The sequence below is a fragment of the Marinibaculum pumilum genome (assembly GCF_042646425.1).
Lineage (GTDB): Bacteria > Pseudomonadota > Alphaproteobacteria > Ferrovibrionales > Ferrovibrionaceae > Marinibaculum > Marinibaculum pumilum.
Window position 1 is genome coordinate 78398 of the sequence record NZ_JBHRTR010000028.1, and the last position, 24369, is coordinate 102766.

Annotated in this window: 25 protein-coding genes and 1 tRNA gene; 16 read left to right on the forward strand and 10 right to left on the reverse strand. The window is 70.6% G+C overall.

What is annotated here, in order from left to right; translation table 11 throughout:
- The first annotated feature begins 26 nt into the window (after positions 1 to 26).
- The 5 genes from ACFOGJ_RS13075 to ACFOGJ_RS13095 all read left to right on the forward strand — a co-directional run bounded on the left by ACFOGJ_RS13075 (position 27) and on the right by ACFOGJ_RS13095 (position 6578).
- Positions 27 to 473 (forward strand): hypothetical protein, encoded by a 447-nt coding sequence (locus ACFOGJ_RS13075; RefSeq protein WP_379901036.1) that lies wholly within the window; start codon positions 27 to 29, stop codon positions 471 to 473.
- A gap of 131 nt (positions 474 to 604) precedes the next feature.
- Positions 605 to 2647: an ATP-binding protein gene (locus tag ACFOGJ_RS13080; protein WP_379901038.1), complete on the forward strand. Its 2043-nt coding sequence runs from the start codon at positions 605 to 607 to the stop codon at positions 2645 to 2647.
- Positions 2644 to 4605 carry an ATP-binding protein gene (locus ACFOGJ_RS13085; protein ID WP_379901040.1) on the forward strand — a complete coding sequence of 654 codons (1962 nt, stop codon included), beginning with the start codon at positions 2644 to 2646 and terminating at the stop codon, positions 4603 to 4605. The genes ACFOGJ_RS13080 and ACFOGJ_RS13085 overlap by 4 nt, the downstream gene beginning before the upstream one ends.
- Positions 4606 to 4794: 189 nt before the next feature.
- Positions 4795 to 5403 (forward strand): HPF/RaiA family ribosome-associated protein, encoded by a 609-nt coding sequence (locus tag ACFOGJ_RS13090; RefSeq protein WP_379901042.1) that lies wholly within the window; start codon positions 4795 to 4797, stop codon positions 5401 to 5403.
- A 182-nt stretch (positions 5404 to 5585) separates the two neighbouring features.
- Positions 5586 to 6578, forward strand: coding sequence for an isopenicillin N synthase family dioxygenase (locus tag ACFOGJ_RS13095; RefSeq protein WP_379901044.1), 993 nt, complete (start codon positions 5586 to 5588; stop codon positions 6576 to 6578).
- 13 nt (positions 6579 to 6591) lie between these two features.
- Here the strand turns inward: ACFOGJ_RS13095 and ACFOGJ_RS13100 are convergent, their stop codons facing one another.
- The gene (locus tag ACFOGJ_RS13100) at positions 6592 to 7500 is read right to left on the reverse strand and encodes a LysR family transcriptional regulator (protein WP_379901046.1); all 909 of its coding nucleotides are present in this window, start codon (positions 7498 to 7500) and stop codon (positions 6592 to 6594) included.
- 95 nt (positions 7501 to 7595) lie between these two features.
- Here ACFOGJ_RS13100 and atzD point away from each other — a divergent pair, with 95 nt between their 5' ends.
- Positions 7596 to 8711: a cyanuric acid amidohydrolase gene (gene atzD, locus ACFOGJ_RS13105; RefSeq protein WP_379901048.1), complete on the forward strand. Its 1116-nt coding sequence runs from the start codon at positions 7596 to 7598 to the stop codon at positions 8709 to 8711.
- A gap of 23 nt (positions 8712 to 8734) precedes the next feature.
- On the opposite strand, the gene ACFOGJ_RS13110 is transcribed toward atzD, so the two are convergent.
- A complete protein-coding gene (locus ACFOGJ_RS13110; protein ID WP_379901050.1) occupies positions 8735 to 9229 on the reverse strand; it encodes a DNA-deoxyinosine glycosylase in 495 nt (164 codons plus the stop codon).
- Positions 9230 to 9294: 65 nt separating this feature from the next.
- Here ACFOGJ_RS13110 and ACFOGJ_RS13115 point away from each other — a divergent pair, with 65 nt between their 5' ends.
- Positions 9295 to 9720 (forward strand): organic hydroperoxide resistance protein, encoded by a 426-nt coding sequence (locus tag ACFOGJ_RS13115; protein WP_379901052.1) that lies wholly within the window; start codon positions 9295 to 9297, stop codon positions 9718 to 9720.
- A gap of 24 nt (positions 9721 to 9744) precedes the next feature.
- On the forward strand, positions 9745 to 10227 hold the full coding sequence (locus tag ACFOGJ_RS13120; RefSeq protein WP_379901054.1) for a MarR family winged helix-turn-helix transcriptional regulator: 483 nt from the start codon (positions 9745 to 9747) through the stop codon (positions 10225 to 10227).
- Here ACFOGJ_RS13120 and ACFOGJ_RS13125 read toward each other — a convergent pair.
- Both ACFOGJ_RS13125 and ACFOGJ_RS13130 read right to left on the reverse strand, forming a co-directional pair.
- Entirely contained in the window at positions 10216 to 10851 is a 636-nt protein-coding gene (locus ACFOGJ_RS13125) for a glutathione S-transferase family protein (protein ID WP_379901056.1), read from the reverse strand. The two genes, ACFOGJ_RS13120 and ACFOGJ_RS13125, sit on opposite strands and share 12 nt — an antisense overlap.
- Positions 10852 to 11037: 186 nt before the next feature.
- Positions 11038 to 11113: transfer RNA gene (locus ACFOGJ_RS13130), tRNA-Ala, on the reverse strand.
- A gap of 376 nt (positions 11114 to 11489) precedes the next feature.
- On the opposite strand from ACFOGJ_RS13130, the gene ACFOGJ_RS13135 reads away from it, so the two are divergent.
- The 3 genes from ACFOGJ_RS13135 to folD are packed head-to-tail and all read left to right on the forward strand — an operon-like array spanning position 11490 to position 13114.
- Positions 11490 to 11786, forward strand: a complete 297-nt coding sequence (locus ACFOGJ_RS13135; RefSeq protein WP_379901058.1) for a YggT family protein — start codon at positions 11490 to 11492, stop codon at positions 11784 to 11786.
- A 45-nt stretch (positions 11787 to 11831) separates the two neighbouring features.
- Positions 11832 to 12179, forward strand: a complete 348-nt coding sequence (locus ACFOGJ_RS13140) for a DUF167 domain-containing protein (protein ID WP_379901060.1) — start codon at positions 11832 to 11834, stop codon at positions 12177 to 12179.
- Positions 12180 to 12220: 41 nt separating this feature from the next.
- The gene (gene folD / locus ACFOGJ_RS13145; protein WP_379901062.1) at positions 12221 to 13114 is read left to right on the forward strand and encodes a bifunctional methylenetetrahydrofolate dehydrogenase/methenyltetrahydrofolate cyclohydrolase FolD; all 894 of its coding nucleotides are present in this window, start codon (positions 12221 to 12223) and stop codon (positions 13112 to 13114) included.
- A 25-nt stretch (positions 13115 to 13139) separates the two neighbouring features.
- On the opposite strand, the gene ACFOGJ_RS13150 is transcribed toward folD, so the two are convergent.
- The 4 genes from ACFOGJ_RS13150 to ACFOGJ_RS13165 form a co-directional block, all read right to left on the reverse strand.
- Complete coding sequence (locus tag ACFOGJ_RS13150) at positions 13140 to 14666, reverse strand: flavin-containing monooxygenase (RefSeq protein WP_379901064.1); 1527 nt, start codon at positions 14664 to 14666, stop codon at positions 13140 to 13142.
- A gap of 223 nt (positions 14667 to 14889) precedes the next feature.
- A complete protein-coding gene (locus ACFOGJ_RS13155) occupies positions 14890 to 16110 on the reverse strand; it encodes an argininosuccinate synthase (RefSeq protein ID WP_379901066.1) in 1221 nt (406 codons plus the stop codon).
- Positions 16111 to 16196: 86 nt separating this feature from the next.
- The gene (gene rlmN, locus ACFOGJ_RS13160; protein ID WP_379901068.1) at positions 16197 to 17366 is read right to left on the reverse strand and encodes a 23S rRNA (adenine(2503)-C(2))-methyltransferase RlmN; all 1170 of its coding nucleotides are present in this window, start codon (positions 17364 to 17366) and stop codon (positions 16197 to 16199) included.
- Between the two features lie 115 nt (positions 17367 to 17481).
- Positions 17482 to 18054, reverse strand: a complete 573-nt coding sequence (locus ACFOGJ_RS13165; protein WP_379901070.1) for an invasion associated locus B family protein — start codon at positions 18052 to 18054, stop codon at positions 17482 to 17484.
- Positions 18055 to 18331: 277 nt separating this feature from the next.
- On the opposite strand from ACFOGJ_RS13165, the gene ACFOGJ_RS13170 reads away from it, so the two are divergent.
- Complete coding sequence (locus ACFOGJ_RS13170; protein WP_379901072.1) at positions 18332 to 18961, forward strand: sigma-70 family RNA polymerase sigma factor; 630 nt, start codon at positions 18332 to 18334, stop codon at positions 18959 to 18961.
- A 29-nt stretch (positions 18962 to 18990) separates the two neighbouring features.
- On the opposite strand, the gene ACFOGJ_RS13175 is transcribed toward ACFOGJ_RS13170, so the two are convergent.
- Positions 18991 to 19521: an RNA methyltransferase gene (locus ACFOGJ_RS13175; RefSeq protein WP_379901073.1), complete on the reverse strand. Its 531-nt coding sequence runs from the start codon at positions 19519 to 19521 to the stop codon at positions 18991 to 18993.
- A 113-nt stretch (positions 19522 to 19634) separates the two neighbouring features.
- Here ACFOGJ_RS13175 and ACFOGJ_RS13180 point away from each other — a divergent pair, with 113 nt between their 5' ends.
- Positions 19635 to 20900, forward strand: a complete 1266-nt coding sequence (locus ACFOGJ_RS13180) for a class I SAM-dependent methyltransferase (RefSeq protein ID WP_379901075.1) — start codon at positions 19635 to 19637, stop codon at positions 20898 to 20900.
- Between the two features lie 151 nt (positions 20901 to 21051).
- On the opposite strand, the gene ACFOGJ_RS13185 is transcribed toward ACFOGJ_RS13180, so the two are convergent.
- On the reverse strand, positions 21052 to 21534 hold the full coding sequence (locus tag ACFOGJ_RS13185; RefSeq protein ID WP_379901077.1) for a PepSY domain-containing protein: 483 nt from the start codon (positions 21532 to 21534) through the stop codon (positions 21052 to 21054).
- Positions 21535 to 21721: 187 nt separating this feature from the next.
- Between ACFOGJ_RS13185 and ACFOGJ_RS13190 the strand changes: the two genes are divergently transcribed.
- Genes ACFOGJ_RS13190 through ACFOGJ_RS13200 form a run of 3 tightly spaced genes read left to right on the forward strand, consistent with a single transcriptional unit; the run spans position 21722 to position 24358 of the window.
- On the forward strand, positions 21722 to 22132 hold the full coding sequence (locus ACFOGJ_RS13190) for a PepSY domain-containing protein (RefSeq protein ID WP_379901079.1): 411 nt from the start codon (positions 21722 to 21724) through the stop codon (positions 22130 to 22132).
- Positions 22133 to 22184: 52 nt separating this feature from the next.
- The gene (locus ACFOGJ_RS13195; protein WP_379901081.1) at positions 22185 to 22859 is read left to right on the forward strand and encodes a winged helix-turn-helix domain-containing protein; all 675 of its coding nucleotides are present in this window, start codon (positions 22185 to 22187) and stop codon (positions 22857 to 22859) included.
- Complete coding sequence (locus tag ACFOGJ_RS13200; RefSeq protein ID WP_379901083.1) at positions 22856 to 24358, forward strand: sensor histidine kinase; 1503 nt, start codon at positions 22856 to 22858, stop codon at positions 24356 to 24358. Before ACFOGJ_RS13195 ends, ACFOGJ_RS13200 begins: the two co-directional genes overlap by 4 nt.
- The last annotated feature ends 11 nt before the right edge of the window (positions 24359 to 24369 follow it).

A 24369-nucleotide genomic window follows, 5' to 3' on the forward strand; every position in this document is an offset into this window, starting at 1 on the left:
GCAACAGGGCGCAATCGAAAGGGACCATGATGCAGGATCGAGGACAGAACGCCGGCAACGTGGTCATCCTCAGCGAATGGCGTGCAGTCCGACTGGCCCGTCACGCCGGCCAGGATGTCCGGCCGGTCGGCGGGCCGGGCGTGCCCTCGCCCGCGGCGCCAGGCGCGATCGATCCGGCGATCGCCCGCCTGTACCGGGCACGTCGCGCATGGCGGCCGCAGACCGAGCGGCTGATCACGGCGCTCAGCGATCTCGACGCGGCGGTCCTCGACCTGGGCCAGACGATGTCCGACCTGGAAGGACGGGTCGTCCGCCTGCACGATTCGCTCGGCCATGCCCTGACCCGGCTGGAGGCGCAGCGCCGCCAGAATGCACGGGTCATGGCCTGTCTGGAATCGGGCGACCTCGCAGAGATGGAAGCCTGCCGCAGCCGCATCAGGGCGGAGCGCCGCGCGGCCCCTCCCCGCCACTGACGACCGACGGGCAGGATCGTTCAGGAGACTGACGACCGGGCTGTCCGCTGCGGCACAAACGGTTAGACTGCCCCTGCCGGCCGTCGGGCTGCCCTTGCCCGGCGCAGCGCGCGCTTGCGGCAGGGAGACGCATGTCAGGGGTGGCCACCGAAACCGGCAAGTCCGGGGGCAAGTCCGGGGGCGAGTCCGGGACCGCTGCCTTTGCCGATCGGCCGGTTGCCGTACCGGCCGGTGGTGCCGTCGGGCGCGACGATTTCGGGAGGGATCCCGGTTTCATCGCGCCGGAACGGATCCGGGCGGAGCTGCGCCGGACCCTTGCCGAGACCTCGTCCCGCGGCGCGGTCTTCAACGTGCCGGGGGCCATCATCGTCGGCCTCCTGGCCGGGCAGACGACCCCCTACTACGTCATCATCGGCTGGGCGGCGGTGCTGATCGTGGCCAGCCTCGCGCGGGCCGCGGCCGGCATCCATGCCCTGCGGCGGGGACATACCGACCGCGTCGGCTTCGAGGTCGCGACCGCGGTTCTGGCCGGCCTCACCGGCTTCTGCTGGGGCGCCCTGCCCTACCTGTTCGCCCTGCCCGCCGACACCACCGAACTGACCGTGCTCACCATCATCGGCGGCGGCGTCGTGGTGACCGGGGCGCTGTCGCTCGCGCCCTCGCGCTGGGCGCTGGCGGCCTACACACTGCCGGTGGTGGTCGCGCAGATCGCCTTCAGTCTGGAACAGGAGCTGCTGGCAAATTCCTGGCTCGGCCTCGCCGTCGCGACGGTGTTCCTCTACTGCTGGGCGATGTCCGACCGCTACCGCAAGGAAATCCTGCGCCGTCTTCGCAGCCAGGACGCGGAGCGGGCGATGCTGCAGCGCCTCGAGCGGCAGGCGGCCGACATGGCCGACCTTGCCGATCGCTACCGCCTCGAAGCGGAACGGGCGGAGACCGCGTCGCGGGCGAAAAGCCAGTTCCTGGCGAACATGAGCCACGAGATCCGCACACCGCTGAACGGCGTGCTCGGCATGGCGACGGGCCTGACCCAGACCGCCCTGTCGCTGCGGCAGCAGGAGATGGTCGGGGTGATCGACCAGTCCGGGCGTGAACTGCTGCGCCTGATCGACGATATCCTGGACCTGGCGAAGATCGAGGCCGGCAAGCTGACCCTGGAGCGGCGGCCCTTCGACCTGGGCATTCTGCTCGAGGGCGTGATGTCCAGCTATGCGGCTGCGGCGCGGCGCAAGGGCCTGTCGATGCGGCTCGACCTTCCGCCGGAACTGGCCGGCAGGGTCACGGGCGACCCCGTGCGGCTGCGGCAGGTGCTGCGCAACCTGCTGTCGAATGCGCTCAACTTCACCAGCCAGGGAGAGATCGTGGTCGCGGTGTCCCGCTCGTCCGGTACCGCCGGCGACCCGCTTCAGTTCGAGGTCCGTGACAGCGGCGTCGGCATCCCGCGGGACCAGCAGGACCGCATCTTCGAACTGTTCGAGCAGGTCGATGGCGGCGAGAACCTGCGCCGCGGCGGCACCGGACTTGGGCTTGCGATCTGCCGCCAGCTGGTCGGCATGATGGGCGGGCAGATCGAGGTCGAGAGTGCGCCCGGCAGCGGCTCGCTGTTCCGGTTCCGGATCGATGCGCCGCCCGCGCCGGCGGAGCCGCCGGCGGCGGCACGCGACGGCGGCGGCGGTGCTACCCTCGTCGTGCCTGTACGGCCGGCCGGACCCGGCGCCGGAAACGAGGCGGATCTCCGCCCCGCACGGATCCTGGCGGCGGAGGACAGCCTGACCAACCAGATGGTGCTGCGCGCGCTGCTGGCGTCGACCGGCGCGGAACTGACCTTGGTGGCCGACGGCGCCGAACTGCTCGACGCCTGGGAGCGCGGCTGGGCCCGAGACGCGCCGCACGATGCCGTGCTGATGGATGCGCGCATGCCCGTGCTCGACGGGCTGGAGGCGACCCGGGAGCTGCGGCGAAGGGAGGCGGCGACGGGGCGGCCGCGGGTGCCGGTGATCGCCCTTACGGCCAATGTGATGGCCCATCAGGTGGCTGACTATGTCGCCGCCGGGATGGACGCGACGATCGCCAAGCCGATCGACCGGGACAGCCTGGTGGCTGCGCTGCGCACAGCGCTCCCGTCGGGTGGCGCGGCATGCGACCGCCCGGCTGCCGGGGCGGAACGTCCTTGAGCGGCCGGACCGCAGCGGAGGGGCCGCCGTCGCCCGACGGGGCGCGACAGGATCCCGACGCGCAGCGCTGGCGGATCTATGTCGGCAACAGCCTGCGCGCGGCACCGTTCCAGGTCGTCGTCGGCGGCCTGCTGGTGCCGATCGTCTGGGCGCAGGCCAGTCCCGACGCCGCCCTGCTCTGGTTCGCTGCGGTCCTGCTGGCGGGCCTGGTGCGGATGGTCGTATGCCTGGCGGCGATCCGGCGCGGACGCACGGCGGCGCCCGCGGTCAGGCGCGTGGCGGCGGCACTGACCGGGGTCTCCGGCCTGCTCTGGGGCGTGATGCCCTTCGCCTTCGACCTGCAGAGCGGCACCGTGGCGCTGACCTCCGCGTCGATCATCGGCGCCACGATGGTCGTCGGCGCGGCGGCCTCCTCTTCGCTCTACCGGCCGGCGATGTTCGCCTTCACCCTGCCGACCCTTGCGGGCCAGCTGGCCTACTACCTGCACGATCCGCAGCCGGGCCATCTCTGGATGGCGGCCGTGATCGCGATCTTCTTCCTGTTCGTCTGGGTGATGACCCTGCAATTCGGGTCGGAGATTCTGCGCCGCCTGCAGAGCGAGGCGGCGCTGCAGGAGAGCCATCGCCATATCGCGGCGCAGGCGGAGGAACTGCGCGTGCTGGCGGACCGCCACCGGCAGGAGGCGCAGAACGCCCTGGCGGCGTCGGAGGCCAAGAGCCGTTTCCTCGCGAATATGAGCCACGAGATCCGGACGCCGCTGAACGGCGTGCTGGGCATGGCCGCCGCCCTCGCGCAGACCAGCCTGTCGGCGGCGCAGCGGCGCATGGTCCGGGTGATCGGCGAGGCGGGCAACGGACTGCTGCACATCATCGACGACGTGCTCGACCTGTCCCGGATCGAGGCCGGCAAGCTGGCCCTGGATGCGCGCCCCTTCGACCTGGCGCTGCTGCTGCGCGCGCTGGAGGCCGGCAATGCCGACGAGGCGCGGCGCAAGGGGCTGCGCCTCTCGGTCACCTGCGATGCCTCGGCCCGCGGCCGTTTCGTTGCCGACGCCAACCGACTGCGCCAAGTCCTGCAGAACCTGGTGGCCAACGCGCTGAAGTTCACCCGCAGCGGCGAGGTGACGGTGCGGGCCTGGTGCGACGCGACCGGCCCGGAAGCTTCCGATGCGGATGCCCGGGAGGACGGATCGACCATCCTTCGTTTCGAGGTGGCGGATACCGGAATCGGGATCGCGCCTGACAAGCTGGAGCATATCTTCCAGGCCTTCGAGCAGGCCGACCCGACCACCACCCGGCGTTTCGGCGGCTCCGGGCTCGGCCTGTCGATCTGCCGCCAGCTGGTCACGATGATGGGCGGCGAGATCGCGGTCGACAGCCGCGAGGGCGAAGGCAGCCGCTTCACGTTCTGGGTTCCCGCGCAGTGGGCGCCGGACGTGGCCCGCGAAACCGGCGCTGCGCCCGCGCAGCCGCTGCGCCTGGTGATGCCCGATCCCGCCGCCGACGGCGCGGTGCGGCCGGTGCGCATCCTGGCCGGCGAGGACAGCCACACCAATGCCCTGGTCCTGCAGGCCCTGCTGGCCCCCACCGGCGCCGAACTCGTGGTCGTGGAGGATGGCGAAAAGGTCCTGGCGGCCTGGGAGGCGGGCGGCTTCGACCTGGTCCTGATGGACGTCCACATGCCCGTGCTGGACGGCGTCGACGCCACCCGGGCGCTGCGCCGCAGGGAGGCCGAGCGGGGCGCCGCGCGAACGCCGGTGGTCGCGCTGACCGCCAATGTCATGGCCCATCAGGTGGAGGATTACTACGCCGCCGGCATGGATGCCTGCGTCGGCAAGCCGTTCGAACGCGACGTCCTGCAGGCCACGATCCGCTCCGCCCTGGCGGGTGAGAGCGCCGCCACAAACGGCCGGCCGGCTGGCCGGGGCCGTCCCGTTGGGTGGACCAGCGCCGGCTGACCCGCATCGGCGCAGTTTCTGCCTTGCTCGAAGCCAGCCGCGACCCTGGCTGCCGGACGGCGGCGTCAACCCCTGTTGGCAGTTCTCCGACATCCCCATGTGACTCCATAGGGCCGTCCGATCCACGGGCCCGCCTGCCCGTCCGGAACCACGGTCCGCTGTCCGTAGTCAGTCCATGGAGGTGCTGCGATGCAGGTTCCCCTCGAGATCGCCTTCCACAACCTGGAGAAGTCGGAGGCCCTTGAACAGAAGGTGCGCGACCGGGTGGCGAAGCTCCACCGGTTCCACGACCGGATCGTGAGCTGCCGCGTCGCGATTGAGGTGCCGCACCGAAGCCGGGCCCATGCCCTGGGCTATCACGTGCGGATCGAGGTCCGGGTGCCGGAGAAGGAACTGGTCGTCAGCCATGACCCGGGTCCGCAGGAGGACCATTTCAAGCCGGGGCTGGCGGTCCGCGACGCCTTCGACGCGATGGAACGGCAGCTGGAGGAATATGGCCGTCGCCGGCGCGGCGTGGTGAAGAGCCTGAACCGGCCGCTGCAGGGCCGCGTGGTACGGCTGTTTGCCGATCATGGCTTCATCGCCGCCACCGACGGGCGGGAAATCTATTTCCACCGCAACAGCGTGGTCGGCACCGACTTCGACAACCTCTCCGAAGAGGCGACTGTGGAACTGGAGGTGATGGAGGGCGAAAGCCCGGCCGGACCGCAGGCCAGCACCGTGAAGGCGATCCCGCCGATGCGTCTGGATCCCGGGCAGATGGACCCCGGCCGGATGGAACCCGGCTCCCCGGGTTGAGACCGGGGGCTGAGGTCGCGGCCTGATCTAAACCGCTGCCTGATCGAAGCCGCGGCCTGGGCGATGCCGGAAATGCATCGCCCAGGCCGCATTTTGCTTCTGGCGGGGCATCACCCTGCCGGCGATCATCCGGAACGGGTGCAGGGCGGCGTCCAGCCGCCGGGCCGGCAGGAGGGTGCGACATGCCAGACGAGCCGACGGAACAGGCGGCGATCCCGGTCATCGACGTGGCGCCGCTGCTCGCCGGCGATGCCGCGGGTACGGCGCGGATCGCCCGGCTGCTCGACCGGGTGGCCCGCGACACCGGCTTCTTCTACATCGTCAATCACGGCATTCCGGCCGACCTCTGCGCCGCGCAGCTCGACTGGGCACGGCGCTTCTTCGCCCAGCCGCAGGCGGCGAAGGAGCGGCTGCACCTGCGCCATTCCGGCTGCATGCGCGGCTATGAGGGCCTGGGCGCCCAGACCCTGGACGCGGCCTCGCCGCCGGATCTGAAGGAAAGCTTCCTTCTGGCCCGCGACCTGGGTCCGGACCATCCCTTCGTCGCACGCGGGGTGCCCAACTACGGCCCCAACCAGTGGCCGGACCTGCCGGGCTTCGAGCCGCAGATGCAGGCCTATTTCGACGCACTGCTGGCGCTGGAACTGAAGATGATGCGGCTGCTGGCGATGGCACTCGATCTGCCGGCGGACCATTTCGATCCGATGTACGACGAGCCGATGTCGATCCTGCGGCTGCTGCACTACCCGCCCTCGACCGCGGCGCAGGCGGCCGGCCAGCTGGGCGCCGGGGCCCATACCGACTGGGGGATGCTGACCTTCCTGCTGCAGGATGAGGTCGGCGGCCTGGAAGTGCTGGCGCCCGACAGCGGCGATGCGGCGGGGCGGTGGCTGCCGGCACCGCCGCTGCCCGGCAGCTTCGTCGTCAATATCGGCGACATGATCACCCGCATGACCAACGGCCTGTACCGGTCGACGATGCACCGGGTACGGGTCGATACCGGCGGCCGCGACCGCTATTCGATCATCTTCTTCGGCGAGCCGAGCCATTTCGCCAGGATCGACATCCTGGACGGCTGCATCGGCGACGGTCTGCGCTTCGACCCCTGCACCGCGGGCGAGCATCTGGTGCAGATGCAGCGCAAGACCTACGGGCTGGACCCTGTCACCGCGTGACCGGCCGCCGCGGTCAGCCGGTAGCCGCGTCACGCAGGCCGGCCGACAGGCGGTCGGCCAGCAGCGCGGCGGCCGGCGCCAGGGCACGCCGCGCATGGACGATCAGGGCCAGGTCCACCGGGGACAGGCGGCCATCCTCCACCGGCACGGCGCGCAGGCCGCCGTCCGGGGCCGGTGCGGGATCGGTGCCGTCGGGCAGGAACTGGAAGCAGATCGCGTCGGTATGACGGGTGGTCTCGATCATCAGGGCGAAGGCGTTGGATGTCAGGAAGGGGCGGCTGTCCAGCAGCAGCGCCTCGAACGCCCGGTCCAGGACCCGGCGGCCGCCGCTCGCCGCATCGCCCAGCGCCAGCGGAAAGCCGACGCAGTCGCTCAGCTTCAGGCGGCGCCGGTCGGCCAGCGGATGTCCGTCCGCCATGAAGGCATGCAGGCGGTGCCGGCGGCTCGCCAGCACGTTGACCAGGCGCGACGGCGGTGGTGCCAGCGCAAGGCCGATCTCCGCCGCCTCCCGCTCAACCGCTGCCACCACCTGGGCCGAGCCGGCGGTGGTGACCCGGTAGCAGATCAGCCGGTGCTCCATGTGGAAGGCACCCAGCCCGGCGGCCAGGAAGGGGCCTGCGGCCTCCACCGCGGCGATGGCGACCTCGCCGCGCTGCATGCCGCGCAGGCCGTCGATCTGGGCCCGCAGCGCCGCCTCGTCATGGGCGGTGCGCCGGATATGGGCCAGGACATATTCGCCCGCCGTGGTCAGCCGCACGCCGCGGGCATGGCGCTCGAACAGGCGCGCGCCCAGTTCGCGCTCATAGTCCAGGATCATGCGGTTCACCGCGGAAGAGGCAGTGTTCAGCTCTTCCGCCGCCCGGCGGATCGACCGTGCCCGGGCCACGGCCTCGATATAGTCGAAGACCCGCGGTCGGCTCATGCGTCGGGACTGCATGCCGGCATGATCCGGAATCGCCCCGGCCGCCGCAATGCCCATTGGCGCAACGGCCGCCGCCCTGCAGCAAGGACCCAGCCATGCCGAAACCCGCCTGCCTGACCTTCCGGGTGCCGATGCGCGACCCCGCCGACACCTCCGGCGTGGCGGCGCTGTTCGATTCCGGCCGCATCCGGCCGGAGGAGGTGGTGGCCGTGCTGGGGAAGACGGAGGGCAATGGCTGCGTCAACGACTTCACCCGCGGCTACGCGACGATGGCGCTGCGGGGCCTGCTGGCGGCGCGCCTGGGCGTGGCGCCGGCGGCGACCGGCCATGTGCCGATGGTGATGTCGGGCGGCACCGAAGGCGGCCTGTCGCCGCATTTCCTGGTCATTGCCGTGCGGCGGGACGGCACGCCGCCCGGCGCCGACGGGGCGGCGCTGGCGATCGGCGTGACCACGACGCACTCCTTCGCCCCCTGGGAGCTGGGGCGCATGGCGCAGCTGCGGGAGACGGCCGGTGCCGTGCGCCGGGCGATGGCGGATGCCGCCATTGCCGGGCCGCAGGATGTGCACCTGGTGCAGATCAAGTGCCCGCTGCTGACCCAGGCGAAGATCGAGGCCGCCCGGCAGGCCGGCCGCGACACCTGTACCGATGACACCTACGCCTCGATGGGCTTCTCCCGCGGCGCCTCGGCCCTCGGCGTTGCCGTGGCCCTGGGAGAGCTGGCGGAAGACGGGCTGTCCGATGCCGTGATCGACCATGATCACGGGCTCTGGTCGGCACGGGCCAGCACCTCCGCCGGCAGCGAGATCGACCATGCGGAACTGATCGTGCTCGGCAACAGCACCGGCTGGGGCGGCGACGCGGTGATCGCCCATGGCGTGATGCAGGACGGCATCGACGCAGGCGCGATGCACGAGGTGCTGGACCGCCTGGGCATCGCCCCGGTCCGGGGCCAGCTGACGGGGGAAGACCGGGCCCGCATCCGTGCCGTGATCGCCAAGGCGGAGCCGCCGCGCGCCGGCGGCATCCGCGGCGCCCGCCACATCATGTGGGACGACAGCGACATCAACCCGACCCGCCATGCCCGCGCCCTGGTCGGCGGCGTGCTGGCCGGGATGATCGGCACGACGGAGCTGTTCGTCTCCGGCGGTGCGGAGCATCAGGGGCCGGATGGCGGCGGCCCGATCGCGGTGATCGCCGCCCGGACCTGACCTCCGCCCGGGCCTGACGGCCTTCAGTCCAGCCAGGCGCGCAGGGCCAGCCAGGCCGGCAGTTTCGCCGCAAGCCCCACAGTATGCAGCGGGCTGGAGGAGGGCAGGGCGATGGCGGCCAGCCGGTCGGCCGCCGGGCCCAGCTGGCGCATGCCGTGGCGGTGCGCGGTGCCGCCGTTGAAGGCCAGCGTCCGCAGGGCGGGCAGCCGGTCGGGCAGGGCGGCGATGTCGTTGCCCTGCAGGTCGCGGATCGCCGCATCGCTGCTGCCCTCGCGGCGGGCACTCGCCGCCACGTCCCAGAGGCCGACCCCGCGCGCCAGCAGGGCGGCCAGCCGGTCCGGATAGTCCAGCGCCTGCAGCTCGGTCTCCAGCACCGCCCCCATCAGCCGCCAGAACTGGTTCTGCGGATGGGCGTAATAGCGCCCGGCCCGCAGGGAGGCATCGCCTGGAAGGCTGCCCAGCACCACCAGGCGGGTCCGGTCGTCCGCGACCGGCGGGAAGGAGGATTTACGGGTCATTGCTTGCAATTAAATTGTACGCAATTAAATAGGAGGCTGTTGATCATCCCTGACAGGAGAGACCGATGAACAGCCTCTACAATACCCGGGTCATGGCGGTCGGTGGTCGCGCCGGTTCGGTGAAGAGCGAGGACGGCCTGCTGGCTCTGTCCCTGGCGATGCCGGTATCGCTGGGCGGCAAGGGCGGTGCCACGAACCCGGAGCAGCTGTTCGCCGCGGGCTATGCCGCCTGTTTCGAGAACGCGGTGCTGCATGTCGCCCGCGGGCAGAAGCTGCCCCTGAAGGACGACGATGTAGCGGTCACCGCCGATGTCGGCCTGCTGCCCAACGGCAGCGGCGGCTTCACCCTGTCGGTGGCGCTGGACGTCGAAATCGGCGGCCTCGATCAGGACGCGGCCGACCGGCTGGTGCAGGTCGCGCATTCCGTCTGCCCCTATTCCAACGCGGTCAAAGGTAATATCGATGTCGCGCTGAACGTGGCGGCACGCTGACACGGCAATGAAAATGGAGGCGGCATGGCGGACGAGGAGGAGGATTTCCTGAAGCTGGACCTGCAGGTCTGCTTCCCGCTCTACGCCGCCTCCAACCTGCTGACCCGGCTGTACCGGCCGGTCCTGGCCGAAATCGGCCTGACCTATCCGCAATACCTGGTGATGCTGGTGCTGTGGGAGGGCGCACCGCAGAGCGTCGGCACCCTGGGCGCGCGCCTGCACCTCGACAGCGGCACCCTGACGCCTCTGCTGAAGCGCATGGAGGCGGCCGGCCTGGTCGGCCGCCGCCGCGATGCGGAGGACGAGCGCCGGGTGCTGGTCGACCTGACACAGAAGGGCCGCGACCTGCGCGCCCGCGCCCGACATGTGCCGCTGACCCTGGGGGCCGGGCTGGGTCTGACGCCAGAAGAGGTGGTGCAGCTGCGCGACAGCGTCACCCGGCTGGTCGACACCCTGTCGTCCCACGCCGCCGGCCGGCCCGGCGACAACCCGCCCTCAGACGAGTAGCGGGGTGAAGCCCGGATCGCCTTTTGCCATGGCGCGGGCATAGGCCGGACGCGCGCCGATGCGCTGCAGATAGGCGCGGATGTTCGGGAACGGCGTCAGGTCGCGCGGCACGAAGACCCGCATCGTGGTCAGGCCGAAGACCAGCATGATGTCGGCGGCGGTGAAGTCCGCACCGGCCAGATAGGGCACTTCCCCCAGCCGTGCCTCCAGCATCTGGTGGGCGGTGTCGCTGCGCCGGCCGACCAGGCCGAGCTGCTCCGCCGTGGCGCCCAGCATGCCGGCGACCAGCAGGGACATGCCGCTGGCCACCAGCGAACCGTTGGCGAAGTGATACCAGTACAGGTAGTCGGGAAAGTTCGGCGCCGCCGCGGGCACCGCCAGCCGGCCGCCGCCATGACGGGCGATAATGTAGTCCACGATGGCGCCGGATTCGCCCAGCACCAGCCCGTCATCCTCGATCACCGGCGCCATGCCGGAAGGGTGCAGCGCCTTGTAGGCGGCCGGTGCCAGCCGGGTCTCCGGATCGCGGTCGTACTTCACCAGCTCGTAGGGCAGCTCCAGTTCCTCGCAGAGCCAGACGATGCGCTCGGACTGCGAAATGCCCAGATGGTGGACCTTGATCATGTCGGCTGCCTTTCATGCGCGGTGTCGGGACGAAGTCGCCCCGGAGACGGTGCGACGGCGCAGATGGAAGTCAACGATCGGTGGGGAATGAACGCCCCGGAAACAGGGCAAAGACAGGAAACAGGGCAAAGACAGGAAACAGGGCAAAGACAGGAAACAGGGCAAAGACAGGAAACAGGGGGAAAATGGTGGAGCCGAGGGGAATCGAACCCCTGACCTCGTCATTGCGAACGACGCGCTCTCCCAACTGAGCTACGGCCCCGACCGGCCTGCGCTCCGCGCCGGCGGCGCGATGCAGGTATGGAAGGCTGGGATGGCTTCTGGTTCCCGTTCCGACCGCCGATACCGTCCGTTCAGGTGGCCTTTCGGCCCGACAGCCGGGGTCAGAAATGGGGACGCCGCAGCCCCCCTTCAAGGAAGGAAGACCGCGGCGCGAAGCGGCGAGGAATATGGGCGGGCAGCCCTGGCCCTGTCAAGCGCTATCATGTGCGGCGGTGGGGGCGACCGTCCTGCCGTCGGTGCGGTTCGGCAGCCGGGCTTGCTTGCGCAGGGCAACTGCCTTTATTTCTGCGACAGGTTGCCAATCGGTCCGCGGCCATTCCGGCCCGTGCCGGCAGCGGGAAGGGTCCGGCCGACGCATGTACGCGCTACTAAGTCTGATCAGCACGATCATCGAGATCTATATCTGGCTGCTCATCGCCTCGGCGATTCTCAGCTGGCTGGTGGCGTTCAACGTCATCAATACCAACAATCGCGTGATCTACATGATCGGCGACTTCCTCTATCGGATCACGGAACCGGTCCTGCGACCGATCCGGTCGGTGCTGCCCAACCTGGGCGGCATCGACATCTCGCCGATCGTGCTGATCCTGCTGCTCTATTTCGTGCAGAAGCTGCTGTGGGAGGTCTTCGCGCCTGCGCCGATCGGCTACTAGGCGCGCGACCGGGGACGGCTGGCGACGCAACGCCCGCGACAGGCCATGGCCGAAGATTCCGTGACCGGCCCGGTGACGGGCGGCGGCGACGGACTGCGCATTGCCGTGCGGGTGGTGCCGAAGGCCAGTGGCGATGCCGTGGCAGGTCTGCGGGTCGACGGACGGGGATGTGCCGCGCTGCTGGTGCGGGTCACCGCCGTGCCGGAGAAGGGGAAGGCCAATGCAGCCGTCCGACGGCTCCTGGCCCGTGCCTTGAAGGTGGCGCCGGGCAGCCTGGACCTGCTGTCGGGCGAAACGGATCGCAACAAGATCTGGCGCCTGGATCCGGCGGCCGGCCTGACCGCGCCGGAAGTCGCCCGGCGGCTGGGTCTGGCTGATGCCGAGGCGCCCTGAACCGGCCGGTACGGGAATGGCAGCAGGATGACGAGGTGCGGATGACGGCGGAACGAATCGACGGCAAGGCCTTCGCAGCGGGCCTGCGGGCAAGGGTGGCGGAGCAGGTCGCGGCGTTCACCGCCGCGGCGGGGCGCAAGCCTGCCCTCGCGGTGGTGCTGGTGGGGGAGGATCCGGCCAGCCAGGTCTATGTCCGCAACAAGCACCGCGCGGCCGAGGAGGCGGGCTTCGAGAGCATCGAGATCCGCCTGCCCGCAGATACCGGCCAGGCCGACCTGCTGGCGGAGGTGGCGCGGCTGAATGCCGATCCCGGGGTGGACGGCATCCTGGTGCAGCTGCCGCTGCCCGAGCAGATCGCGTCGCAGGCGGTGATCCTGGCGATCGACCCGGACAAGGATGTCGACGGCTTCCACCCGGTCAATGTCGGCCGGCTGGGCCTGGGCACACCGGGTTTCGTGCCCTGCACGCCGCGCGGCTGCATGATGCTGCTGCGCGACCGGCTGGGCGACCTGTCGGGGCTGCATGCGGTGGTGGTCGGGCGCTCGAACATCGTCGGCAAGCCGATGGCGCAGCTGCTGCTGGCCGCCAATGCAACGGTGACCATCGCCCATTCGCGCACCCGCAGCCTGCCTGTCCTGTGCCGCACCGCCGATATTCTCGTCGCCGCCGTCGGCCGGCCGGAAATGATCCAGGGCGACTGGATCAAGCCCGGCGCCACCGTGATCGATGTCGGCGTGAACCGGGTGCCGAATCCCGACGACCCGCAGAAGACGCGCCTGGTCGGCGATGTCCACTATGACAGCGCGGTCCAGCGCGCCGGCGCGATCACGCCGGTGCCCGGCGGGGTCGGGCCGATGACCATCGCGGTGCTGCTGGCCAATACCCTGGACGCCGCCTGTCGCCGCGCCGGCCTGCAGGTTCCGGACGCGGCATAGGGCAGGGGGGCCGCCGGAAGGTCGGTCAGGCCGCTGCCGCGTCCTTGCCCAGCACCCGGCCCTCGGCGTCGCGATAGACCAGGCCGGGCCCGTCCAGGTCGATGGCGGGAATCTCGTCCTTTTCCGTCCAGTAGTCCTGGTTGTGCTGCCAGTCCGGCTGGCGGCCGCGCCTGGGCAGCCGGTCCTGGCCGCGCATCATGTAGCCGGGGTTGAAGTTCTCCGCGTCGATCCAGGGCAGGCGCTCGGTGGCGGCCATCTCCGCGGGCGGCTCGGGGCGGATCTCGGCGGCGCCGATATCGTCCATGTGCCGCAGCAGCCGCGCTACGAAGTCGCCCAGCAGGTCGACCCGCAGGGTCCAGCTGGCCCGGAAATAGCCGAACACGAACAGCATGTTCGGCACATCCTCGACCATCATCCCGCGATAGGTCAGCCGTTCGTTCCAGGCCACGGGCTCGCCGTCGATGTCGAACGGAATGTCGCCCAGGAAGCGCAGGTTGAAGCCGGTGGCCGTCACGACCGTATCGGCCTCCAGCCGGTCGCCGGAGGCGAGGCGTATGCCCTGCGGCTCGAAACGTTCGATGGTGTCGGTGACGACACTGGCCTTGCCCGCCGCGACGCAGCGGAACAGGTCGCCGTCGGGGATGAAGGCGATGCGCTGCTGCCAGGGCCGGTAGCGCGGCGTGAAATGGGTGGCGATGTCGAAATCCCTGCCCAGATAGGCGCGAACGCCCATCAGCAACTCCTTCTTCACCGCTTCGGGCTCCGCTTCCGCCCGCCGGGTGAAGTCGGCCTGGTCGCGCAGCACCTTGCGGCGGATGATTTCGTGGATCCAGCTCTCGTCGATCTCCAGCCGGCGCAGCTCGTCGGCCAGGTCGTTGGCATTGCGGCCGGTGACGAAATAGGTGGGGGAGCGCTGCAGCATGGTGACATGGGCGCAGCGATCGGCGATCGCCGGCACCAGGGTTGCCGCCGTCGCGCCGGAGCCGATCACCACCACCCGCCTGCCGTCGATATCCGCATCCGCCGGCCAGTCCTGCGGGTGGATCACCATGCCCGCGAAATCGGCGAAGCCCGGCCAGTCCGGTGTATGGCCCTTCGACAGGTCGTAATAGCCCTGGCACATCCAGAGGAAACGGGCATGCACCGTCCGTTCGCCGTCCGGGCTGTCCACCCGCACGCGCCACAGCCGGTCGCGGGAGGACCAGGAGGCCTGCAGGATCCGGTGGCGGAAATGCAGGTAGGGCGCCAGGCCGTTCTCCGCGATCACCGCGTTCATGTAGGCCAGGATCTGGTCGGCGGTGGCGATCGGCGGCCCGGTCCATGGCTTGAAGCGGTAGCCGAAGGTGTAGAGGTCGCTGTCGGAGCGGATGCCGGGATAGGTATGGATCTTCCAGGTGCCGCCGATCCCGTCCAGCGCCTCGAACACGGCGAAGGTCTTGCCCGGGCACTGCGTCTTCAGGTGCCAGGCCGCGCCGATGCCGGAAATGCCGGCGCCGACCACAAGCACGTCCAGCGGATCCGCCGCGGGTGCCGCCTCGGCCTGTTCCGCCATGATCGTCTCCCCCTCGCCGCGCCACCCGCTGTGGTTGAATCTAGCGCGGGGAGAGTGGTGGCGGGAAGGGGGCTGTCTTCACCCGTCGTCATGGCCGGCCTTGAGCCGACCATCCATTCCGCAGACGTCGGCATCCGCGCAGAGGTGCATACGAGTACCGCGCGACGGCAGGGCTGGCGGAATGGGTGCCCGGCTCAAGGCCGGGCACGACGGATGTCCCGCCTCAGTTCCGCCCGCGGCGCTGGGCGAGGCGGAGGCGCAGGGCGTTCAGCTTGATGAAGCCTTCGGCGTCGCGCTGGTCGTAGACCACGTCTTCCTCGAAGGTGACATGCGCCATCGAGTAGAGCGATTTCGGCGAGCGGCGGCCGACCACGTCGGCGCGGCCCTTGTACAGCTTCAGCCGCACCTCGCCCTCGACATGTTCCTGGCTGCGGTCGATCAGCGCCTGCAGCATCTCCCGCTCCGGCGAAAACCAGAAGCCGTTGTAGATCAGCTCCGCATAGCGGGGCATCAGATCGTCCTTCAGGTGCGCCGCGCCACGATCCAGGGTCAGCTGCTCGATGCCGCGATGCGCCGCCAGCAGCACGGTGCCGCCCGGCGTCTCGTAGATGCCGCGGCTCTTCATGCCGACGAAGCGGTTCTCCACCAGGTCCAGCCGGCCGATGCCGTGCTTCCCGCCCAGCTCGTTCAGCTTTGTCAGCAGGGCGGCCGGCGAGAGCTTCTCGCCGTTCACCGCGACGGCATCGCCCTTCACGAACTCGACAGTGATGTATTCCGGCTCGTCCGGCGCCTCTTCCGGCGCGACGGAGCGGGAATAGACGTATTCCGGCGCCTCCTCCCAGGGGTCCTCCAGCACCTTCCCCTCGGCGGAGATGTGCAGCAGGTTCGCGTCGACGGAGAACGGCGCCTCGCCGCGCTTGTCCTTGGCGATCTGGATCTGGTGCGCCTCGGCGAAGGCGATCAGCTTGGTGCGGGAATTCAGCTCCCATTCGCGCCAGGGCGCGATCACCTTGATCTCCGGGTTCAGTGCGTAATAGCTGAGCTCGAAGCGGACCTGGTCGTTGCCCTTGCCGGTGGCGCCATGGGCGACCGCATCGGCGCCGGTCTCGGCCGCGATCTCGATCTGGCGCTTGGCGATCAGCGGCCGCGCGATCGAGGTGCCCAGCAGGTACAGCCCCTCGTACAGCGCATTGGCACGGAACATCGGGAAGACATAGTCGGCGACGAAGGTTTCGCGCAGGTCCTCGATGAAGATCTGCTTCACGCCGGCGCGCTCCGCCTTCTCGCGCGCCGGGCCCAGCTCCTCGCCCTGGCCCAGGTCGGCGGTGAAGGTCACGACCTCGCAGCCATATTCGGTCTGCAGCCATTTCAGGATCACGGAGGTGTCCAGGCCGCCGGAATAGGCCAGCACCACCTTCTTCACGTCGCGGCGCGGACGCGTCATCCCCTTCATCCCCCTCAGCTCGCAGTCGGAACGGTTCCGCGGCGGCTTCTAGCCTGCCGCGGGCCGCTCGCGCAACCGGATTGCGGTCAGGCGCTGGCGGCTGCCGCCTCCCGCTCCCGGCGCGACAGGCGCTGGCTGGCGGATTTCAGCTGGCCGCAGGCGGCCATGATGTCGCGGCCGCGCGGCGTGCGCACGGGCGAGGCATAGCCGGCGTCCAGCACCACGTTGGCGAAGCGGCGGATCGCCTCGTCCGTGGAGCATTCGTAGGGCGCGCCGGGCCAGGGATTGAACGGGATCAGGTTCACCTTGGCCGGGATCCCGCGGATCAGCCGCACAAGTTCCTTCGCGTCCGCGACGCTGTCGTTCACGTCGCGCAGCATCACGTATTCGAAGGTGATGCGCCGCGCATTGTTGGCACCGGGATAGTCGCGGCAGGCCTGCAGCAGTTCGGCGATCGGATATTTCCGGTTGATCGGCACCAGTTCGTCGCGGATATCGTCGCGGACGGCATGCAGCGAGACGGCCAGGTTCACACCCAGCTCCCGCCCGCAGCGCTCCATCATCGGCACCACGCCGGCGGTCGACAGGGTGATCCGCCGCCGCGACAGCGAGATCCCCTCGCCGTCCATCACGATTTCCAGCGCGCGGGCGACATTGTCGTAGTTATACAGCGGCTCGCCCATGCCCATCATGACGATGTTGGAGATCATCCGCCCCTCGCGCGGGCTGGGCCATTCGTCCAGGGTGTCGCGCGCCAGCAGCATCTGGCCGACGATCTCCCCCGCCGTCAGGTTGCGCACCAGCTTCTGCGTGCCGGTATGGCAGAACCGGCAGGTCAGGATGCAGCCGACCTGGGAGGAGATGCAGAGCGCGCCGCGACCCTCCTCCGGGATGTGGACGCATTCCGCCTCCTGCCCGTCGGCGAAGCGCAGCAGCCATTTCCGCGTGCCGTCGCTGGACAGCAATGTCTGGCTCGCGCCGGGCCGGCCGATGGTGAAATGCTCCATCAGGCGGGACCGCATCTCCTTGGAGATCGAGGTCATCTCGTCGAAGCTGGTGGCGCCGCGGAAATACAGCCAGTGCCACAGCTGGTTGGCGCGCATGCGCAGCCACTTGTCCGGCTGGCCGGCGCCCACAGTGGCGGCCAGTGCCTGCATCAGCTCGGGCCGGGTCAGGCCGACCAGATCGGTCAGGCCCTGCCCTGCGGGCGCCGGTGGCAGGTCCGCACGGACCTGGATGTCGGGAACGATTGTCATGGCGCAACCATCTGGGGCGGCCGCGTCCGGCCGCAAGCCCCCCGGTCCCTTTCTCGTCAGGATGCCGGGGGCAGGGCTGCGGCGTCCCGCAGCGGGGTTCGGTATCGGGCGACGCCTAGCGGCAGGCGTCCGTGATCGCCTTGCGGGCGGCGGTGACGCCCATCAGCGAATAGGTATCGTCGATCTGCGTGCCCTTCGAGGTCACCGCGCTGATCTGCATGTCGGCGCCGCGGACCATGGCATCGACCGCCACCTTGTCCTGGCCGGGATTGGTGGTCCAGGCGGTGTCGCGATCGGTGACCATCGGCACCTTGGTGCCACCGATCTGCATCTGTGCCTGGCTCTTCTCCTTCAGGGTGGCGCCGAAATTCACCGAGACCTCGTCGCGCACCTTGTCCGCCGTGCGGTAGGTCACCATCACATAGGCGTCGCCCCGGCTGCGTTCCGCGCCGTTCTTCCGGGTCGGCCGCGACAGGATGAAACAGACCTTCTCGCCCGCCTCCTGGTACTCGTAGGCGGTCCAGTCCTGGAAGCTGCCGAGCCGCTTCGGCGCCGGCTGCTGGGCCAGGACGGGTCCGGCCAGAATCATGCCGGCGAGCAGCAGGCCGGCCGCCAGGCCCGCGGCAGCGCGTGCGACAGGGGGAGCAGGCCGTTTCGTCTCGACACCAAGCGTCATCGTTCCACCCATGATGCCTCTCCGAGAGCATCGTCTTGAACCACTGGCGGGCCCGGCTGGCCGCCGATTGCCGCCATCCCTGCCGGCACGTTCCGACAACACCTGCATCGGACAGGGTACGGGCGTGCCGGGACAAGGGATTGCCGGAAGATATCGGGCGCGCGGCCGGATTACCACCCTGCAGGCGGTCGCCCGTTGCGACCGGCCGGGCGAACAGGCGCCCGCCAATGTCATGGCATCCGCGCCATGGCATCTGGCAAGGGCCGGCCGCATCGCCTAGAACATCCGCATGAGCGAGACACGGGCTGCGTCCGACGAACTGGACCGCCAGGCACAGGCCGAAATGTTGCGCGCCGTGGCCGAACGGCAGGACCGTGCGGCCTTTGGGCGCCTGTTCGCCCATTTCGCGCCGCGGCTGAAGGGCTATCTGATGCGCCTGGGCGCAAGCGACGCGGCGGCGGAGGAACTTGTGCAGGACGTGATGCTGACGGTCTGGCGCCGGGCCGGCAGCTTCGATCCGGCGAAGAGTTCGCCGTCGACCTGGCTGTTCACGATCGCGCGAAACCGCCGAATCGACCTGCACCGTCGGGAATACCGCCCGGAATTCGACCCGGAGGACCCGCTGCTGGTGCCTGACCCGCCGAAGCGCCAGGACGAGGCGCTGGGCGATGCGCAGGAAGGGGTCCGCCTGAAGGCGGCCATCGCCGGCCTGCCTCAGGAGCAGCAGGACCTTGTCATGCTGGCCTTCTACGAGGATCTCTCGCATCGCGAGATCGCCGATCGCCGCGACCTGCCGTTGGGCACGGTGAAGTCGCGGCTGCGGCTGGCCCTCGCACGCCTCAGGCGTGAGGCGGTGGATTTCGCAGGCCCGGCCGGGCCGGAACCGGATGGCGGCGGCGGCACCGGGGCAGAGCCGTGAGGCCGGGCGGCGGGATCTTTCGGGGCCGCTCAGGGCAGCCGGCGGCGGACCCGCGGGCCGCCATGCACGTGCGGCGCACGTTCGCCCGGCGCGGCGATGCTGGAAATCGGCCGCTCCGCGAAGCGGCCGTGGGTCAGCATCCGGTCGTACATCACGATCGCCCCGGCGGTGCCCAGGTTGACGCAGAACCGGGTCGGGATCCGCACCACATGGCGGCAGCGCGCCAGCATGGCGGGCGACAGGCTGCCGCGCTCCGGGCCCAGGACATAGGCCGCCTGCTGCGGGTGGTGGAAGGTCGGCAGCTCCGCCGCCTCCTCCAGGAACTCGATGCCGACAAGCTCGCAGCCCTCGGGCAGGGCCAGCGCCTCCGGGCTGTCATAGGAATGCCAGGGCACGTGCAGCGGCGTGCGGCTGGTGTCGCTCTTGCCGCTGGTGACCGAATAGCGGGCATTGACCGTGAAGACGAAGCTGGCGCCGAAGGCATGGGCGGTGCGGAACAGGTTGCCCGCGTTCATCGCCTTGCTCAGCCCTTCGACGCCGATACCGAAATAGCCGCGCACCTGTCCTCCTGGATCCCTTGTCCCTGTCCGCCGCGCGTCGGGGGCCCGGCGGGGGCGATGGCGGGATATCGCCTAAGCCGGGGAGAAGCGCAATCCGCAACGGATCGCTGCAAATGACGGAAGATCCGGGCGCGGCGCGGCGCGATGCCGCGGTGCGGGCGCAGTACGAGGCCTATCCCTATCCGCCGCGCGACCCGCAGGACGAGCGCCGGCGCCTGATCACCGGCTCGCCCAGCAACCTGCCGGAGGTCGACCACTATCTGTTCGGCGGCGCGCGGGACTGGCGACAGCCGTTCCGGGCGCTGTTCGCCGGCGGCGGCACCGGCGACGGCTGCATCATGCTGGCGCAGCAGCTCGCCGACCGGGGCGTGCCGGCGGAGGTGGTGCATCTGGACATCTCCGCCGCCAGCCAGGCGGTCGCGCGCGCCCGTTCCGAGGTTCGCGGCCTGGCCAATCTGCGATTCGTCCAGGGCCCGCTGCACGACGTGGCCGACCTGGCGCCCGGCCCTTACGATTATGTCGACTGCTGCGGCGTGCTGCATCACCTGGAGGATCCGCCGGCGGGGCTGGCGGCGCTGCGGGCGCAGCTCGCGCCCGATGGCGGCATGGGCCTGATGGTCTATGGCGTGCTGGGCCGGACCGGCGTCTATCCCGTGCAGGCGGCGCTGCGGTCACTGGCGGGCGACGACGACCTGCCGGCCCGGGTCGCCCTGGCCCGCCGCCTGCTGGGCGACCTGCCGGACAGCAACTGGCTGCGGCGCAACCCGTTCCTGAACGACCATCTGCCCGAGGCGCAGGGAGAGGAGGTGCCGGCCGGCAAGCTGTTCGACCTGCTGCTGCATCCGCGGGACCGCGCCTATGACGTGCCGCAGCTGCTGGAGCTGCTGTCCGGGGCCGGCCTGGCGCCGGTGGAGTTCATCGTGCCGATGCAGTACCGGCCGGAGGCCTATCTGCAGGACGGGGGGCTGATCGGGCGCGCCGCGGCGCTGTCGCAGGCGGAACGCTGGGCGCTGGCGGAGAACCTGGCCGGCAATATCCGCGTGCATGTGGTCTATGCCGCCCCGGCGGAGCGGGCGGCGGAAGCGGCCGCGCGGCCCGGGCGGCCCACGGTGCGGCCGCTGCCGAACGGCATCGACATGGCGGCCCTGGCGCGGGCGGTCGCGCGGGGCAAGGGGATGTTCAAGGCCGACCTGTCGGGGCTGCCGCTGTCGCTGCCGCTGCCGGCGGGGGCGGAGCGGCTGCTGCCGCTGATCGACGGCCGGCGCGACCTGAACCAGCTGGCAGCGGCGATGGGGATGGACTGGTTCACCTTCAAGGCGCTGTTCGACAAGGTCTACCGGGTGCTGAACGGCCTGAACCTGCTGCTGCTGCGCGGCTGAGCGACCGGCGCGACCGCGGGCCGCCGCAGCTTCGAGCATGCCGGTGCGGCCGCGGGCCGCCCCAGCTCAACTATGGTCGGTGCGGCCGCGGGCCGTCCCGTGGGACGGGGGAGGTGGTCGGGACGACCCGCGGACCGGCAGCCGATGCCGCTCAGTTGTCCTGCGGCTGCGGCGGCTGCGCCGGGGCGTCGCCGTCGGGCATCGGACGGCCGTCCTGCATGCCCGGGCCACGCTTCATCTCGCCCTTCATTCCGTGATGACCGTCGCCGTGGCGCTTGCCTCCCTTGAAGCCGCGATGCTTCGGCGGGATCTTGCTGAAGCCGGTGACTTCCAGGCTCGCCGGGTTCAGCCAGAGCTTCATCGGCCGCGCCTCGTCCTTGCGGGCGACCACCTGGTAGCAGCCGTCCTTGCGGACGATCCGCAGGAAGTCGGTATAGCCCTCGCTCTCCAGCTTCTGCGAGACGGCGGTGATCGGCTGCCAGCTGGTGTCGGCGGTGCTGCCGCACTTCTCGCCGAAATCGTCGCCGCCTTTCGCCATGGCAGGCGCCGCGGCGGCCAGCAGGACGGCAGTGCCGAAGCCGGCGGCGGTGAGGACGGCGCCGCGCGCCAGGCTGCTCTTGCGGGTGGGGGTCATGGAAACGCTCCGATGCGGTCGTTGTTGAAATGGCTCTGCCGGGCAGTCCGGCAGTCGGTGCCGCGAGTTCGAAAGCCTTGGGGGAAGGCCTGCAGCATCGGGGTGCAGGATGGCGTCGGGGCACTGAACCGAAGCTGAGAGCGATGTTCATCTGCCGTTCAGCGGCATGAACGACTATCCTGGGACCATGTCAGGCTGGAAACATCTCTGCGCGTCCCTGTGCCGCCGGGCGGTGCCGGGCACCGCGCTCGGGGTCTGGGCGCTGGCCGGCCTGCTCTGGACCGTCGGGCCCGCGGCCGCCGGTCCGGCCGACCATGACCAGGCGCGGGCGGCGCTGGAGGCGGGCGAGATCCTGCCCCTGCCGGCGATCCTCGATCGGGTGCAGTACGAATTCATCGGCCAGGTGCTGGAGGTGGAGCTGGAGCGCAAGGACGGGCGCTGGCTGTACGAGATCAACCTGCTCGCCCCCGACGGCCAGGTGCTGCGCTTGCACTATGACGCCCGCACCACGGCCCTCGTCGGCGCACATGGCCGCAACCTGGACGCGGCGATTCGCCATGGCCAGCCGCCCTATCGGCCGCCGCCGCCGGCGCGGTAGCAGCGGGGACTCGTCGGGACCGGCGGGCAGAAGGAACAGGAGCCACGGGGCGATGCGGGTACTGATCGCGGAGGACGACCGGGAACTGGGGCGCCAGCTGCTGAAGGCGCTCGACGGGGCCGGCTATGTCGCGGACTGCGTCGCCAATGGCGAGGACGCGCAGCATCTGGGAGAGACCGAACCCTATGACGCGGTGGTGCTGGACCTCGGTCTGCCGCTGCGCGACGGCCTGTCGGTGCTGCGGGCCTGGCGTGCCGCCGGCCGCGACATGCCGGTGCTGATCCTGACCGCCCGCGACCGCTGGCACGAGAAGGTCGAGGGCATCGACGCCGGGGCCGACGACTATCTGGCCAAGCCGTTCCAGATGGCGGAGCTGATGGCCCGGCTGCGGGCCCTGATCCGGCGGGCCAAGGGCCTGTCGCAACCGGAGCTGATCTGCGGCGACCTGCGGCTGGACACCCGCCAGGGCAGCGTCACCCTGCAGGGCATGCCGGTCAGCCTGACCGCGCAGGAATACCGGGTCCTGTCCTACCTGATGCACCATCCCGGCCAGGTGATCAGCCGCGCCGAGCTGACGGAGCATATCTATGCCCAGGACTTCGACCGCGACAGCAACACCATCGAGGTCTTCATCGGCCGGCTGCGCAAGAAGCTGGGCCAGGACCTGATCGAGACCCGGCGTGGCCTGGGCTACCGCCTGGCCGCACCTGAGGGCGGCCAGGCATGAAGCTGCTGGAGCGGCTGCGCCTGCGCTCGCTCAGCCTGCGGCTGACGGTTTCGGCGCTGGCCTGGGTCGCGATCGTCCTGGTCGTCGCCTGGTTCGGCCTGGTCGCGCTGTTCCGCAACCATCTGGAGGCGGACCTGGACGCCCGCGCCCGGTTCGACCTGAACCGCCTGATCGCGGCGCTGAGCGTCGACGATGGGGGGAACCTGGTGGTCGAGGGCCGGGTGACCGGGCGCATCTTCGCGAAGCCCTATTCCGGCCGCTACTGGCAGGTCGCCTTCGCCGAAGCGGGCCCCGATGCAGCAGAGGAGCTGCTGCCCGGACAGCCGGTGCGCTCGCGCTCGCTCTGGGACCAGAGCCTGCCGCTGGACCTGCCGCCAGCAGACGAAGACGGAATCGCCCGATGGCGGGTGGAAGGGCCGGCCGGGCAGAGCCTGCTGCTGCTCGGGCGGCGGGTTGCCCTGCCCGACGTGGAGGAAGAGGTGCTCGCCGTGATCGGCGTCGACCGCGCGGCGATCCCGGAGGCGGTGGACGCCTTCGCCTGGCAGCTGGGCACCGCCCTGATCGGCCTGGCCCTGGGACTGGCGGCCGCGATCGGCCTGCAGGTCTGGTTCGGCCTGGCGCCGCTGCGCCGCCTGCGCGCCGCGCTCGGCCGCCTGCGCCGCGGCGCCGCGCCGCGGGTGGAAGGACGCTGGCCCGGGGAGGTGGCGCCCCTGGTGGACGACCTGAATGCCGTGCTGGGCCACAACGAGGCCGTGGTCGGGCGCGCCCGCACCCAGGCCGGCGATCTGGCGCACGCCCTGAAGACGCCGATCGCCATCCTGGCCAATGCCGCAACGGGGCTGGAGGCCAGGCCGGGCGATGGCGGCGCGGCGGAACTGGGTGCCCTGGTAGAGCAGCAATGCCTCGCCATGCGCCGCCAGATCGACCGCCATCTGGCCCGCGCCCGTGCCGCCGGCAGCGCGGAACGTCCGGGCGCGCGGGCCGATCTCGGCCAGGTGGCGGCGGCACTGGTGCGGACCATGGGCCAGCTGCATGCGCGGCCCGGCCTGCAGGTCGACCTGCAGGCGCCGCCCGGCCTCTGGCTGTTCCATGGCGATGCCGAGGATGCGACGGAGACCCTCGGCTGCGTCCTGGACAATGCCTGTACCTGGGCGCGGGGACGGGTGACCGTTGTCCTGCAGGTCCAGGCACCGGGGGATGGTGCGGCGGCGGCGGAGCGGCCGCGGCTGATGGTGACGGTCGACGATGACGGGCCCGGCCTGTCGCTTGAGCAGCGGCACGCAGTGCTGGACCGGGGCGTCCGGCTGGACGAAAGCGTGCCGGGCAGCGGCCTCGGCCTGGCGATCGTCCGCGACCTTGTGGGCATCTACGATGGCGGCCTGCACCTGGAAGACTCGCCGCTCGGCGGCCTGCGGGTCCGCCTCTCCCTGCCCGGCCATGCCGAGCCGGAGGCGCCAGCCGCCCAGAAGGTGCGCGGGACGGCGGAGCGTGCCGCCTGACGGCGATGCCC

Excerpts from the sequence above, each read along its gene's own strand:
- ACFOGJ_RS13075 (WP_379901036.1), top strand. The coding sequence starts at position 27 with ATGATGCAGGATCGAGGACAGAACGCCGGCAACGTGGTCATCCTCAGC.
- ACFOGJ_RS13080 (WP_379901038.1), top strand. The coding sequence starts at position 605 with ATGTCAGGGGTGGCCACCGAAACCGGCAAGTCCGGGGGCAAGTCCGGG.
- ACFOGJ_RS13090 (WP_379901042.1), top strand. The coding sequence starts at position 4,795 with ATGCAGGTTCCCCTCGAGATCGCCTTCCACAACCTGGAGAAGTCGGAG.
- ACFOGJ_RS13095 (WP_379901044.1), top strand. The coding sequence starts at position 5,586 with ATGCCAGACGAGCCGACGGAACAGGCGGCGATCCCGGTCATCGACGTG.
- ACFOGJ_RS13100 (WP_379901046.1), bottom strand. The coding sequence starts at position 7,500 with ATGAGCCGACCGCGGGTCTTCGACTATATCGAGGCCGTGGCCCGGGCA.
- atzD (WP_379901048.1), top strand. The coding sequence starts at position 7,596 with ATGCCGAAACCCGCCTGCCTGACCTTCCGGGTGCCGATGCGCGACCCC.
- ACFOGJ_RS13110 (WP_379901050.1), bottom strand. The coding sequence starts at position 9,229 with ATGACCCGTAAATCCTCCTTCCCGCCGGTCGCGGACGACCGGACCCGC.
- ACFOGJ_RS13115 (WP_379901052.1), top strand. The coding sequence starts at position 9,295 with ATGAACAGCCTCTACAATACCCGGGTCATGGCGGTCGGTGGTCGCGCC.
- ACFOGJ_RS13120 (WP_379901054.1), top strand. The coding sequence starts at position 9,745 with ATGGCGGACGAGGAGGAGGATTTCCTGAAGCTGGACCTGCAGGTCTGC.
- ACFOGJ_RS13125 (WP_379901056.1), bottom strand. The coding sequence starts at position 10,851 with ATGATCAAGGTCCACCATCTGGGCATTTCGCAGTCCGAGCGCATCGTC.
- ACFOGJ_RS13135 (WP_379901058.1), top strand. The coding sequence starts at position 11,490 with ATGTACGCGCTACTAAGTCTGATCAGCACGATCATCGAGATCTATATC.
- ACFOGJ_RS13140 (WP_379901060.1), top strand. The coding sequence starts at position 11,832 with ATGGCCGAAGATTCCGTGACCGGCCCGGTGACGGGCGGCGGCGACGGA.
- folD (WP_379901062.1), top strand. The coding sequence starts at position 12,221 with ATGACGGCGGAACGAATCGACGGCAAGGCCTTCGCAGCGGGCCTGCGG.
- ACFOGJ_RS13150 (WP_379901064.1), bottom strand. The coding sequence starts at position 14,666 with ATGGCGGAACAGGCCGAGGCGGCACCCGCGGCGGATCCGCTGGACGTG.
- ACFOGJ_RS13155 (WP_379901066.1), bottom strand. The coding sequence starts at position 16,110 with ATGACGCGTCCGCGCCGCGACGTGAAGAAGGTGGTGCTGGCCTATTCC.
- rlmN (WP_379901068.1), bottom strand. The coding sequence starts at position 17,366 with ATGACAATCGTTCCCGACATCCAGGTCCGTGCGGACCTGCCACCGGCG.
- ACFOGJ_RS13165 (WP_379901070.1), bottom strand. The coding sequence starts at position 18,054 with ATGGGTGGAACGATGACGCTTGGTGTCGAGACGAAACGGCCTGCTCCC.
- ACFOGJ_RS13170 (WP_379901072.1), top strand. The coding sequence starts at position 18,332 with ATGAGCGAGACACGGGCTGCGTCCGACGAACTGGACCGCCAGGCACAG.
- ACFOGJ_RS13180 (WP_379901075.1), top strand. The coding sequence starts at position 19,635 with ATGACGGAAGATCCGGGCGCGGCGCGGCGCGATGCCGCGGTGCGGGCG.
- ACFOGJ_RS13185 (WP_379901077.1), bottom strand. The coding sequence starts at position 21,534 with ATGACCCCCACCCGCAAGAGCAGCCTGGCGCGCGGCGCCGTCCTCACC.
- ACFOGJ_RS13190 (WP_379901079.1), top strand. The coding sequence starts at position 21,722 with ATGTCAGGCTGGAAACATCTCTGCGCGTCCCTGTGCCGCCGGGCGGTG.
- ACFOGJ_RS13195 (WP_379901081.1), top strand. The coding sequence starts at position 22,185 with ATGCGGGTACTGATCGCGGAGGACGACCGGGAACTGGGGCGCCAGCTG.
- ACFOGJ_RS13200 (WP_379901083.1), top strand. The coding sequence starts at position 22,856 with ATGAAGCTGCTGGAGCGGCTGCGCCTGCGCTCGCTCAGCCTGCGGCTG.